Raw genomic sequence first — 13,358 nt, forward strand, 5'->3', positions numbered from 1 at the left:
CCGTGGACTTCGACCTTTTGGGGCCACTACCGACCGGCACCACGGTGTTGGAAGCGAGCGCCGGAACTGGCAAGACCTACGCGATCGTCGGACTCGCAACCCGTTGTGTTGCCGAAGGTCTCGCTGACATTTCGCAAGTTCTGCTGGTGACATTCAGCCGGGCCGCCACTCAGGAACTTCGTGAGCGTGCCAGGGAGAGGTTCGCCGGAGTGTCCGCCGCTCTGGTCGACCCGGAGGCGGCGAGGCGGTCGGATGATGATCTGGTGGCGTACCTCGCCACAGCTGACGACGAGGAGATCGGCGTGCGGCGTCGTCGACTCCTGCGCGCTCTCGCGGAGTTCGACGCCGGCACCATCACGACCACCCACAGTTTCTGTCAGAGGATGCTCGACGGACTCGGCATCGCCGGGGAACGCGAACCGGACACAACTTTTGTGGAGTCGGTCGACGACCTGATCAGTGAGGTCGTCTCGGATTTGTACGTCAGCCGCTACAGCCGGACGGACTCGTCTCCACCGTTTTCCACGAAGGACGCGCTGGCCATTGCCCGAATCGCAGTCGGCGATGGCCAGGCAATTCTCGAACCCGACGGCGAGGAGGAGACCGCTCCCGGTCAGCGCGTCCTGTTCGCGGCGGCTGCTCGTCTCGAGGTCGAACGACGTAAGCGGACCAAAGGAATTCGCGACTTCAACGATCTGCTGACGCTGTTGCACGGTGTATTGACGGATCCGGAATACGGCCCCGTCGCGTGCCGTCGGGTGCGCGAAAAGTTCAAGGTCGTGCTGATCGACGAGTTCCAGGACACCGATCCGTTGCAGTGGGACATTCTGCGGTTGGCCTTCCACGGTCACACCACCCTGGTCCTGGTCGGTGATCCCAAACAAGCCATCTATGCGTTCCGCGGGGCAGAAGTCCTGAGTTATCTCGATGCGGTCAATCAGGCGGATGCGCACCAGGAGTTGACCACCAATTGGCGCAGCGATCCAGGGTTGTTGGCGGCACTCGAACACCTCTACGGCGGCGCCGCACTGGGTAACGAGGGCATCGTCGCGCATCCAGTAGAGGCTTCGCACAAGAAGTCTCGGTTGTCCGGCCCGGTGCCGATGCGTGTACGCCATCTGCCGCGTACCGGAGCCGGACCGCTCAATCGTTCGGGATTTCCGGCCGTAGGCAGACTTCGCAGTCGCGTCGCGGACGATGTAGCAGCAGACGTGGTCGGACTGCTGGGCAGCGATGCACGCTTGGCAGTCGACGGTGATCCGCGCCCGGTCGAGCCGGGAGACGTCGCGGTATTGGTGCGCACCCACAAACAGGTGGCGATGATTCGCGACGCCCTCGATGCCGTCGGTGTACCGTCCGTATTGACCGGCGGTTCCAGTGTTTTCGCGACACCCAGCGCAACACAGTGGCTGTGGCTGCTGCAGGCGATCGAGCAGCCACACCGGTCCGATCGCGTCCAGTTGACCGCCCTCTCTCCGATTTTCGGGCGCACCGCCGAAGAATTGGACCTCGACGGCGACAACGTCGTCGCGGAACTCGCGGGTCAACTGCGCTCATACTCCGGGTTGTTCGCACGCGTCGGGTTCGCGGCCGTGTTCGAAAGAATCTCCGCCGAAACGAATCTGGAGAAGCGTGTACTCGCGGCCCCGTCCGGCGAACGAGATTTCACCGATCTGCGACACGTCGCACAACTTCTCGGCCGCGTCGCCACCGAGGAAGCGTTCGGGTTGAGCGCACTGGTTCGCTGGCTTTCCGACCGGATCAAGGACCCGACGTCCGGGAGTGCCACCGACAGAAGCCGTCGCCTCGACAGTGATGCTGCCGCTGTACAAATCGCAACCGTGCACGCCACCAAAGGGCTCGAATTCCCGATCGTCTACGTCCCGTTCAGTTGGGAGAGCGTGGGCGGCTTCAACTCTCCGACGCAGTTGTTGCACGATCCGGATGGGCGCCGCATCCTCGACGTCGGTGGGCAGGAAGGCCCGGGGCACAACGCCAGAAAGACTGTTGCGGAGGCTGAAGAAGCGGGCGAAGAACTGCGGCTGCTGTACGTGGCGCTGACCCGAGCGCAGTGCCAACTCGTGCTCTGGTGGGCGCCAAGCTACGGGACCTCACGCTCGCCACTGCACCGGTTGATGCTCGGACGTGCACCCGGAATCGCCGAACCTGCTCGGGTAGTGAAGGTGCTCGACGACGGTACAACCGCAGCACGACTCGCGACGTGGCCGGCAGCAGCTTCCGACGTGATCTCGGTGGAACCAGTAGGTCCACATCCACCGTCGCCCGTCCAGTGGTCCGGTGCGGCCGCAGACGTGACCGAACTGGCCGCGGCGCGTTTCGATCGAGACCTGGACACTCTCTGGCGTCGTACGTCGTACTCGGCACTGACCGCCGGAGCGCACCACGCGGTCACGAGCACCGACAGTGAGGTAGAGGATCCCGAAAAGGACGACGAGCCGGAGGATTCCGTAGACGTCGGGACCGTCACCCCCTCGCCGCTGGAGGCGTTGCCTTCACCGATGAACGGTCTTCCGGCGGGCGCCGCATTCGGCACGCTGGTGCATGAAGTGCTCGAGGTGGTGGACACTGCTGCTTCAGACCTGAGAGCGGAACTCCGTATACGCTGCGCGGAGGCGGTCTCGGTTCGGGCGGCCGAGGTCGACTCCGAAGCACTCGCGGATGCGTTGTTGCTGGTGATGCAGACTCCACTGGGATTCGGAACCTTGGCCACGATCGCGCCGAAAGATCGTCTTCCCGAACTCGATTTCGAACTCCCGCTGGCCGGTGGCGACGATCCGGTGTCGATGAGTGTCACACTTCGCGGAGTGTCGGAACTGTTGAGGCGCCACCTTCTCCCGGAGGACATTCTGGCGTCGTACGCCGACCATCTTGACCGTGTCGAGACGTCACCGATGCGCGGGTTCCTGACGGGCAGTATCGACGCCGTCTTGCGGATCCCGGGCCCGTCGTTCGTGATCGTCGACTACAAGACAAATCGGCTGGGCCGCGGTGATCTGACGGCTGCCAACTACACGCGTGAACTCATGGCGACGGAGATGATGCGCTCGCACTATCCCTTGCAGGCACTGCTGTATTCGGTTGCGCTGCATAGGTATCTGCGGTGGCGACTGCCCGACTACGATCCGCATCGCCATCTCGGAGGTGCGCAGTATCAATTCGTGCGTGGGATGCTCGGCCCGGACAGTCCGCCGGAATGTGGTGTATTCGAATGGAAACCGCCTGCTCAGCTGACGGTTGAACTATCGGATCTGCTGGCCGGTCTTGATGCGTCCCACACAGTAGGGGAGAAGATTCGATGACCGAGGCGCAATTGGCGCAGCGCGCCAAAGGGATCGTGCGAATCTTCAACGAAGCCGGGGTTCTGGTTGCCGCCGATGTTCATGTCGCGACGAGAGTGTGCAGCCTGGGCGGTGAACCCTCGGAAGAAGTGATGCTGGCCGCAGCGTTGGCAGTTCGGGCCGTGCGATCAGGTTCGGTGTGCCTCGATCTACGACGGATGCGTGATGTGAGCGTCGACAATGCGACGGAAGACGAACTCACGTCGTTGCCGTGGCCCGAACCGTCGGAGATCGTTGCCGCCCTTCGGCTGAGCCCTCTGGTGATCGGCGGCAACGCCGGACCACTCAGACCACTCCGGTTGGTCGACACGGACGACGGTGAGCTTCTCTACCTCGATCGGTACTTTCTGCAGGAGCAGACGATTCGGCGAGTGCTCGACGAGCGTGCGTCCACGTGGCCGCCCGCCGACCTGAAAGCGGTCCGAACGCGCCTGGATTCGCTGTTCGTAGACGAGAACGGGCCGACCACCAGCCCTGATCGTCAACGGATAGCCGCTGCTCTCGCCGCGACACAGTGGACGACGGTCATCGCCGGTGGGCCCGGAACCGGCAAAACCCATACGGTCGCACGTATTCTCGCTCTCCTGTCGGAGGAACTGGGTTCGAATGCTCGCATCGGGCTGGCCGCACCGACGGGTAAGGCCGCAGCACGGCTGCAAGAGTCCGTACGTGAGCAGACGGCGAGCCTTGGCCTTCCCGAAGAACTCGCGGCGATGACCCTGCACCGGCTACTCGGTTGGCAGCGGGGGAGTTCGAGCCGCTTCAAATACAATGCGACCAACAGACTTCCCTACGATGTTGTCGTCGTCGACGAGACGTCGATGGTCTCCCTCACCTTGATGGCGCGCCTGCTCGAGGCCGTTCGCCCCGATGCCCGTCTGCTGCTCGTCGGCGATCCCGATCAGTTGACCTCCGTCGACGCCGGCGCTGTTCTTGCTGACCTTGTCGCCCGCCCGGTAGAAGTCAGTGGAAATCCGGCGCTGACACAGTTGGTGGGTGACGATCTCACGGCCACTGGTTCCGAAGAGGCGCTGAGTGCGGATGAGCAGGATCGTCTGCGGGGCGGGATCATTCAACTCTCACGTGGGCGCCGCTTCGACGGAACCATTGCATCTTTGGCCAGAGCAGTACGCGCTGGAGATTCCGCTGAGGTTCTGCGTATCCTGCGTAGTGGCGATCCCGCCGTCTCCTTCCATTCTCCCGAGGATGTTGACGCATTACGCGCCGATATCGTTGCGAGTTCAGAGGTGGTGACGGCGTCGGCCGAGGAGGGTGATGCGATCGGCGCCCTGAAAGGCCTGGAATCGCACCGCCTTCTGTGCGCGCACCGTGACGGACCGTACGGTGTCGGGCGGTGGGCGCAGCAGGCGATGGAGTGGGTCGGAACGGCATCAGGGCAATTCCTGGACCCGACGAGGTGGTATCCGGGCCAACCCCTGTTGGTGACGGCCAACGACTACGAGGCCAAGATCTACAACGGGGACGCCGGGGTGATCGTGCAGCGTGAGGATGGCGTTCCTATTGCCGCATTCCAGCGGGGGAGTGATGCGTTTCTGATTCACCCGAGCCAACTCTCGTCGGTGCAGACCGTTTACGCGATGACGATTCACCGGAGCCAGGGCAGCCAGTACGACACGGTATCGGTGATGCTGCCGGCCGAAGCGTCGTCACTACTGACCCGGGAGTTGTTGTACACGGCGATCACTCGCGCCAGAAACCATGTGAGGGTAATCGGCACGGAGGATTCCGTGAGGGCGGGAGTTCAGCGACAGGTGCTCAGGGCAAGTGGGCTGCGTCGGGAGATCCGTCCGTATGACGGGCCGTGAAAGTCGGATGTTGCGGATTCTCTTGGTCATTCGTTGTATACGACGAACACCTTGCGCACGGTCTCGGTGACCGTCCACGTACCCTTCCATCCGATTGGGAAGATTGCACTCGTCCCGGCAATGAGATGTACGGGATCGCCGTCGTCCTCCTCGACGGTCATGGCGCCGGAGACGATGGTGATGATCTCGCCGCGGGTGAGGAACTCCCACCGCGACTTTCCCGGTTCGCTCTCCCAGACTCCGGATTGAATGCGGCCGTCGTCACTGGTGAACTCGACATCTGCACGAGTGATGATGTCTCCGGCGAGTGGCTCTGCACTGGGTTGGCCGAGCAGTGCTTGCTGGAAGATCCCACTTGCGCTGTTCAACTCTGCGGCACGGAAGGTAATGGTCACAATTCAATCCTGACTTTCGAAACTCATGTGAATCATCGGACTTGTCGATGATGTCGTGTGTCTGCTGGGTCGGGATAGGTTCACTTGTCGCATCTTTCGGCACTTCGCTCGTACAGATGTTGAAAGTGCGATTACCCACCACTTGGCCGGGGTTGAGGGGCCCAGCTGACGCCGAAACAGGCCCGAGCCCATGACAAAACCGCCCCCGTCCGTGATTTCGAACGAGGGTGATCGGTTGTCGGGCCTTAGGTGATGGTCGTGGTCAGCGAGGTGATGAAGCGCTCGGCTGCGGCGTCGACCTCGGCGTCGGGGGTGAGCAACCTCTGCAGCAACAGTCCTCGCAGACATGCGGTTGCGATGATGCTCTGCTGCTTTGCATCCACCACTGTGAATCCTTCGCGAAGTGCTGCCGCTTCGAGGAGGTGAGCCAAGTCGTCGAGGTCGGCGGCGAAATCTTGAAATGCTTTGTGCTCGTACACCGCAAGTCCGGCCAGGTGAAAAAAGGTGCGGCTTCGATCTTCATGCTCGGCGTTCGAGTAGAAACTCCAGATCGCCCTGCACAGGGCCGCGAACCCGAGATCTTTGCCCATCGCGGCGATGACGAGGTTGTCACGGCGGCGCGCTTCCGACAGTACGGCGCTGAGGAGACCAGGTCGTGATCCGAAGTGATAGGTCAGAAGCGTGTGGTGCACGCCGAGTCGCTCCGCTACTTGGCGCATCGACAGCTTCGGACTTGGGCCGGTTTCACCGAACTCGTCGAACAGTGCCTGTAACAGTCGCTCTCGACCCTCCCCAACCGGCGATCTCACGCTACCTCCATTGACGGGTTCACCACTGTTGAGTACGGTACCGCATATCGAATTCACCAGTGTTTAGGAGAGTGGTTTCTAATGCTCGGGAGGTCCCTTTGACTGACGTATGGTTTGCCGGCGGCATGGTCGCGGATGGATCGGGTACCGACCCGGTCGAAGTCGACGTGTGCGTGAGCGGCGGCATTGTCACAGCGATCGGACAGGCGCCGTCGGGTTCGACGACAGTTGACTTGGACGGCATGCTTCTGACTCCGGGGCTGATCGATGCTCATGTCCACCTGGGTATTTCGAGTCCGATCCGAAGGCAATTCGGGTTTGAGCTCTCGGCAGCCGAACTGGCTGCGGGCATCTTCGCCACCGCGGGCCATGCCCTCGACGCGGGCTTCACCACGGTGCGAGACGTCGGTGGCATCGACGGCGGAGTCGTCGACGTTATTGCGAGCGGCAAGGTGCGTGGTCCGCGTGTCCTCTCGTGTGGTCCTGTGCAGTGCCAGACCGGTGGACACGGCTACTACGGGGCCGCATGGGAGCCGACCGAGCTGTGGAACATGCACCACATTCCAGGGCTCTGCGCCTTGTCCTTGATGTCGGGTAATGCCGACGAGCTACGACGCAACGTGCGCGAATCGTTCCGCCGAGGCGCAACATTTCTGAAACTGTGCGTCACCGGCGGTGTCGTCGGAGGCCATGACAGCCTCACCGACACACAGTTCACCGTCGAGGAAATCTCCGTGGCAGTGGAAGAAGCAGCGTCGCGCGGCACCTACGTCACGGTCCACGCGCACAACAATGCGGGCATTCGCAACGCAGTGCGGGCGGGAGTGCGGTGCGTGGAACACGGCACCGACATCGACGCGGAGACTGCCCAGTTGATGCGCGAGCACGACGTGGCTCTGGTCCCCACCTTCGCCGTGGTGGAGCAGTTGACGGACACCGAAAGCATGGACCTGGACCCGGCAATACGAGAGCGTGCAGCCGGAGTGCGTCAACGCATGGCCAGAGCGCTCGAGGCCTCTCGCGCAGCAGGCCTGAGGATCGGCCTGGGCTCGGACCTCATCGGGCCGCACCAAAAGCGCCGAGGTGAGGAGTTGCGCTTGCGCGCGGAGTTGGAGTCGCCGATGCATGCACTCGTTTCGGCCACCAGCGTCAATGCCGACATTCTCGGTATCGGGGAAACCGTCGGGACTATCCGCGTCGGTATGCAGGCGGACATGGTTGCCTGGCAGCAAGACCCACTCCGAGACGCAAAGGTGTTCGCCGATCCGGACATGGCTGCTCTCGTCGTGAAGTCCGGCAATATCGTCAAGGGAGGCGTTCGATGAGCGCAATGCTGCACGGATGTTTTGCAGACACGGAGTACTTCGAAATAACGGCGAAGTCGGGGCACATCTACGGCGTCTGGGTGACCACACCCCCCGGCTACGCGGACTCCACGGATCCCTTACCGCTGATCTACGTGATGGACGGCAACTGGGCTGTAGGTCTTACCGCCCCGCTCATCGTCACGCAGGCAGACCCGTACCTGACGGTCGCCCCGTACATCCAGGTCAGTGTCGGATATGCCGGTGAGGAAGCCGCCAACTGGGCACGGCTCCGCAACCGCGATCTCGTGCCGCCTGGGGAACCGGTAGGCGAAGAAATGATGGCTACTCTTGCCGCTGCTCGCGACTCGGGTGCAATGACCCAGGAGTACGTGGACGCCTACCTCGAGGAGCTGGCAGACACCCACGGGGACGTCTTCCTCGACTTCCTGACCAACGAACTCCACCCTCGCCTGTACTCGTCGGAGCTACGTGTCAGCGAGTCCGGGCACGGACTCTTCGGGTACTCGTACGGAGGCCTTTTCGCCCTCTACGCATGGCTGCGCGACGCGCCCCCATTCGCGACCTTCGGTGCGGGTAGTCCCGGAGTTGTGAACGCCGACAGCCAGATCCACACACTGGTCGAGGCACTGCCCGAGCGTGGCGTGGGCTCAGTTGTTCCGCAGCTGCACGTCACGCTGAACGAAGCCGAACTGACTGGACCCATTCCGATCTATCGCGGACTGTCACGCAACGTTCTCGCCGTCGTGGAGCAGTTGCATGGCAAGGGACGGTCGCAGGATGTTTCGACCGCGTTGTTGCACGAGACGCACGTAACCGGGCTGCAGGCATCGTTCCTGAGCTACTTGAAGACCTGCCATGCACGTTAGCTCTCCGTCCCGGAGGCGATGTGCCGCTGACACGTTCTAGGGCGATTTTCCGCAGACGCCGTTGAAGGAGAAGTCGGCTGTGGGTGTCCACCACGTGGTGGACACCCACAGCCGTGTCTATTCAGTTGTCGCGGCTATCGATTCTCCAAGCCGGACAAGACTTCTAACCCATGACCGTCCCGGTCGACTCGGCATTGGGTGCCCGAAGGCGGGAGAATGCGCCGAGGTCGATTTCGAGCCCGGTGTGCATCCCGACATAGGTCAGGGGATCAGCGTCGTGATCGTGTCCAGCTTCCACTTCGTCGATGATCCTGGACATGAGGCGCCCAGCGATGGGCGCATTTTTGAATTGGTTCCCGCTGGTGCCCATGGCGACGTAGAAACCTTGTCTGTCTGTCTTGTCGTAGATCGGGGTCCAGTCAGACGCTGCGTCGTACACGCCGGCAATACCTTTCGGTTGTGAAGGGACCTCCAGGGTGGGGAAACGCCTGGCGGCGCGGAAAACCTGCGCTTCGAATCGGGCAACAGTGCGATTCGGGTTTGCGGTATCAGGATCGTCGATCCACTCGAGCGGATCGCAATCCGGTTCGGTTCCGCCGACGAGGAAACCGTTTCCAGGTTCGGCTCGCATGTAGGTTCCGAGATCCAAATCGGCGATCATCGGGCCGAGGATCTCGTCGTCGTTGTACTCAGTGGGTGCGGTGATGTGATGGACTTCCTGACGCAAGGGCCGAACCGAAACCTTGAAGTCGGACCCGACATTCGAGAGCTTGTTGAACGCTCCTGACCAGGGGCCGGCGGCGTTGACGACAATCTTGGATTTCACACTTTCCCCGTCGTCGAGCCCTAGCTGCCAGGTGCCGTCAGGCAACTGCTCGACTGCCACCACACGCGTGTTGTATGCGAAAACCGCACCGTGCGAACGTGCTGCCGCAGCAAGATTCGCGGCTGCCAGTTGCGGGTCGTCGACGAACCCCGCCTGCGGTGTGTACAGCGCGCCGAGCGTGGTTTCCGCATCTGCGAAGAAGGACTCCGAGTCGACTGGCTTCGGTGGATAGAATTTACCTGCGTCGATACCGGGAATCTCTTCGACGAGTGTCGTTGCGTCCCAAAGTTGGTAGTCGATTCCGATCTTCTCGAACAGTCCAATCGTGCGCGCGTGGGGTGCGACGTCGACATCGAGCAGTGCCATCCCGCATTGCCGAAACTTCGCAAGCGCGCCGTCGACTGTCGCGTTGAGATGCTCGTTCCAGTTTTGCCAGCAATGCAGCGACTCCCAAGCCGCAGCCATGCCGTCGAATGTGGAGTAGTTGAACCGGATGACCGCACTGGATGCACTGGTCGAGCCGTAGCCCGGACCACCAGACTTGTCGATGACCAGGACTTCGTAGCCTCGAGCGGCCAGTTCGTAGGCGATGGAGCTGCCGATCACTCCAGCTCCGACCACAACTGCATCGGTCTTGTCGGTAGGCACTTTCGGCCCCTCTTTCTACTGATGGCTTCGCCGGATCGAAGCGCAGCTATTCGATCCGGCGAGCTTGGGTTCTGGTAATTCCGACGCCGTCGACTTCCTCTGGAGACCCGCATCCCGACTTCTCGGATTCGGCTCTGCCTTAATGGATTTGGTACCTGAAAGTCCAGAGGTGTCCGTCGTCCTCAACTCTCTCGTGGCGGCCATCGGAACGCTATCGACAGCTGCTCAAAAAATCACAGCCGTGACGCGTCCGTTGTCAGAAATGTTTCGTCGAGCTGCCCCGCGTGGCAGACCAGTCTTTCGATTCCGGAATCCCTCGCCACAGAATGGGAAGTGCGATCAAAGCGATGGCGGTCGCGTAGAAGGAAGGCGACAGATCGCTTCCAGTGGCGTTGACCAGTGCTGCGCACACCAGCGGCGCAGTTCCTGCAAAGAGCGCATATGCGATGTTGTAGGGGATTGCCGTGCCGGTGAATCGAGCATGCGTCGGCATCATTTCGAGGATTACGAGCAAAGCGGACGCGAGTAGGGAAAGCGCGATGACCAGAGCAGCCAGTGCAATGGCAATCGCGAAAATGTTTCCGGTGCCGATGAGCATGTAGCTGGGCACCGAAACGAAAACTGACATCACCATGCCGATTCTGACGAGAGGTCTCCGGCCGATTCGGTCGACCGTGGCGCCGAAGAAGATGAACAGCGGGACTGCGAGAACCAAAGCGCCGGTTGTCATCAGCAGCGCCACCGTGCTCGAAACGTCGGCTGAAAGAATCAGAAATGTCGGCATGTAGCCGAGCAGCATATGAGTAACGACACCGAGCGAGGCGAAATACACGAATGACGTGAGCAGAGTCCGCCAGTGATTGCGGAACAGATCTGTGAGAGGGCGGGTTGGAAGGGAATCGTTTTCTTTCATTTCCTTGAAAGCTGGAGTTTCCTCGACCGCAAGCCTCATGAACAGTCCCACCATGGCGACAACGCCTCCGATGATGAATGGCCAACGCCATCCCCCGTCGGCAAAGGACTCAGTGCCGACCAAGCTGAATGACAAGACTGTGACCGTGGCCAAGATACTGCCGACGAACGACGAAGAGCTGATAATCCCTGCGTACAAGCCTCGGCGGTGAGACGGCGCATGCTCGACGACGAAGGTTGCCGCTCCGGTGTATTCGCCGCCGGCCGAGAATCCTTGAACCAAGCGACAGAGCAGCAGCAACAGCGGTGCTGCAACACCGATCGAAGCGTAGGTCGGTAAGAGGCCGATAGCCGCTGTCGAGCAGCCCATGAGCGTAATAGCCAGGGACAGTGACCTCCGTCGGCCGAGGCGGTCACCCAGTCTTCCGAAGAATATGCCGCCGGCAGGTCTGGCCAAGAATGCGACTCCGTAAAGAGCGAAGGTGGCAAGCAGTGCGCCACTGCCGAACTCCGGAGGGAAGAACACTGTCGCGAGAACTGCGGCAGTGAAACCGTAGATCGTGAAATCGAACCATTCGACGATGTTGCCTGTCGCGCCGGCAATCAGGGCCCTACGGCGCGCCGATCGACGTCCGGGTGACGTCTCGGTTTGATGCTCTACAGGAGCATTTGCTGTGCCGGTCATGATGATTCCTCTCGGGATATGCTGAATAGCAACGGTTTTGCGACGTCACGGTGGTCGATGTCGTTCGGAGGCATGCGAAATTGAAAGAGGCCGACCGGACCCACGTTGATCTGGCGAACGGAGGTTGCGATCGATTCCGGATCAGGGACAACGCTTTCTCACGCGAGAGCGTGTCGGCTGGCTTCGGCCCACAATGCAAATCTCACGGCTGCAACGAATCTCGTCGCTGTCGTGCAACCTGTCGTTGCTGGGTATGCCTGGTCGCGGGCCGAGCGAACACGTTCCGGGTCTCATGTGCTTCGGCATGTAGCGAGCTTATGGCGCGAAAGTTAGTTGCATCACTGTCATTCGTTCAAATTGTCGCGGACGAATTTAGTCATATGTTGCAAAACGGCGAGCGTGGCTCGTACAGTTCGACCATGGCCGGAGAACTACAGCATTTGGTGGATACTACCGGGCGCCGACTGGACCGTTCCGTTGCGATCGACGATGCACAGATCCGTCTACTCGCGTACAACTCGCATGACAGTGCCGTCGATTCAGTCAGAATGAATTCCGTTCTACAGCGGAATGTTTCACGCGAGATTGTGGACTTCATCTACGCGAGTGGAGGCCGTGAAGCCCTCGATCTCTTCACTGTTCCCGTCAACGAAGAACTAGGGCTGACCCTTGGCCGGGTCGGGATGCCGATCCGGTACCGCAATGCGCTGCTGGGCTTCGTCTGGCTGTTGACTTCAGAGGGCGAAGTTGACGAGGATCAAGCCGAGGTCTTGAGGCGCACGGCTGATGCGGCGGCGATGATCCTCCACCGCGAACAGTTGCTGGACGAGTTGTCCCGAAGTCGGGAGCGGGAACTTACTCGAGACGTACTGTCTGGCGAGCGGTCGCTGCGCGAGGACGCGGCAAGCAGATTGGCTGATGAGGGCTTGATGGCTGCGGGTCCAGCAGTCGCGGTCACTATGTTGCTTCGTCCCGTGCACCGGTCGACATTGACCGAAAGAGATCGTCTGAGTGTTGCCGTCGGCGTCGATCAGCTTCGGCGGAGGCTCCCGCGGAACAGTGCAATCCAACTCGACCGCCCCGACCACAGTCTGTTGATCGTATCGGTGGCCGAACGCTCGACTCAAACCCATCTGGACTCGTTGATCGTGGCAGCCCGGGAGCGAGTCTTGTCTGAAAGTGGGCGCCAGAACATCGAATGTTGGGTTGGTATCGGTGAACCGCGAACCTCGGTTGCAGACGTGCGCGAATCCTACGAAGAGTCCAGACGCTCCGCAGATGTAGCCCAGGTCGTCAAGGTGCTCGGAAATGTTGTGCATTATCGGGATCTCGGCGTCTACGGACTTCTGGCCGAACTGTCGGAGGATCGACTCGCGAACAGTATTCACTCAGGTTTGCAGTCCTTGCTCAGCCATGAGGACTCAAAAAGTGAGGCTCTTCTCGCGACGCTGGAGAGCTTTTTGGACAATGCCGGTGACGTAAAGCGAACGTCCGAGGCGCTCTGTGTGCATCGAGGGAGCTTGTACTATCGTTTGCGGCGAATTCAGGAGATAACACGCGCAGACTTGGCAAACGGCGACGACCGGTTGGCATTGCATTTAAGTCTGAAAGTCGCGCGGTTGTTAGATCTCCGATGATCCCAACCGAGAAGGGGGGACTGCGGAAGAATCCAGCGGCTCAACGTAGTTCGGGGCTTCGATCGTC

9 protein-coding genes are annotated in these 13,358 nt (G+C 61.0%); 5 read left to right on the plus strand and 4 right to left on the minus strand.

Annotation, left to right across the window (positions count from 1 at the left end; translation table 11 throughout):
- Positions 1 to 2: 2 nt before the first annotated feature.
- Both GJB56_RS26490 and recD read left to right on the plus strand, forming a co-directional pair.
- On the plus strand, positions 3 to 3,320 hold the full coding sequence (locus GJB56_RS26490; protein WP_113682132.1) for a UvrD-helicase domain-containing protein: 3,318 nt from the start codon (positions 3 to 5) through the stop codon (positions 3,318 to 3,320).
- Positions 3,317 to 5,185, plus strand: a complete 1,869-nt coding sequence (recD, locus tag GJB56_RS26495) for an exodeoxyribonuclease V subunit alpha (protein WP_113682133.1) — start codon at positions 3,317 to 3,319, stop codon at positions 5,183 to 5,185. Before GJB56_RS26490 ends, recD begins: the two co-directional genes overlap by 4 nt.
- Positions 5,186 to 5,211: 26 nt before the next feature.
- On the opposite strand, the gene GJB56_RS26500 is transcribed toward recD, so the two are convergent.
- Together GJB56_RS26500 and GJB56_RS26505 are read right to left on the minus strand one after the other, a co-directional pair.
- On the minus strand, positions 5,212 to 5,580 hold the full coding sequence (locus tag GJB56_RS26500; protein ID WP_019746921.1) for a cupin domain-containing protein: 369 nt from the start codon (positions 5,578 to 5,580) through the stop codon (positions 5,212 to 5,214).
- A 245-nt stretch (positions 5,581 to 5,825) separates the two neighbouring features.
- Complete coding sequence (locus GJB56_RS26505; RefSeq protein ID WP_029537549.1) at positions 5,826 to 6,389, minus strand: TetR/AcrR family transcriptional regulator; 564 nt, start codon at positions 6,387 to 6,389, stop codon at positions 5,826 to 5,828.
- Between the two features lie 98 nt (positions 6,390 to 6,487).
- Here GJB56_RS26505 and GJB56_RS26510 point away from each other — a divergent pair, with 98 nt between their 5' ends.
- Together GJB56_RS26510 and GJB56_RS26515 are read left to right on the plus strand one after the other, a co-directional pair.
- Positions 6,488 to 7,714: a metal-dependent hydrolase family protein gene (locus GJB56_RS26510; protein ID WP_230091081.1), complete on the plus strand. Its 1,227-nt coding sequence runs from the start codon at positions 6,488 to 6,490 to the stop codon at positions 7,712 to 7,714.
- On the plus strand, positions 7,711 to 8,583 hold the full coding sequence (locus GJB56_RS26515) for an alpha/beta hydrolase (RefSeq protein ID WP_113682135.1): 873 nt from the start codon (positions 7,711 to 7,713) through the stop codon (positions 8,581 to 8,583). Before GJB56_RS26510 ends, GJB56_RS26515 begins: the two co-directional genes overlap by 4 nt.
- A gap of 163 nt (positions 8,584 to 8,746) precedes the next feature.
- Here the strand turns inward: GJB56_RS26515 and GJB56_RS26520 are convergent, their stop codons facing one another.
- Together GJB56_RS26520 and GJB56_RS26525 are read right to left on the minus strand one after the other, a co-directional pair.
- Positions 8,747 to 10,057: an NAD(P)/FAD-dependent oxidoreductase gene (locus tag GJB56_RS26520; RefSeq protein WP_113682136.1), complete on the minus strand. Its 1,311-nt coding sequence runs from the start codon at positions 10,055 to 10,057 to the stop codon at positions 8,747 to 8,749.
- Between the two features lie 256 nt (positions 10,058 to 10,313).
- Positions 10,314 to 11,654 carry an MFS transporter gene (locus tag GJB56_RS26525; protein WP_113682137.1) on the minus strand — a complete coding sequence of 447 codons (1,341 nt, stop codon included), beginning with the start codon at positions 11,652 to 11,654 and terminating at the stop codon, positions 10,314 to 10,316.
- Positions 11,655 to 11,971: 317 nt separating this feature from the next.
- On the opposite strand from GJB56_RS26525, the gene GJB56_RS26530 reads away from it, so the two are divergent.
- A complete protein-coding gene (locus GJB56_RS26530; RefSeq protein ID WP_230091082.1) occupies positions 11,972 to 13,291 on the plus strand; it encodes a PucR family transcriptional regulator in 1,320 nt (439 codons plus the stop codon).
- The last annotated feature ends 67 nt before the right edge of the window (positions 13,292 to 13,358 follow it).

Source organism: Rhodococcus sp. AQ5-07 (assembly GCF_009707305.1).
Classification (GTDB): Bacteria; Actinomycetota; Actinomycetes; order Mycobacteriales; family Mycobacteriaceae; genus Rhodococcus_F; species Rhodococcus_F erythropolis.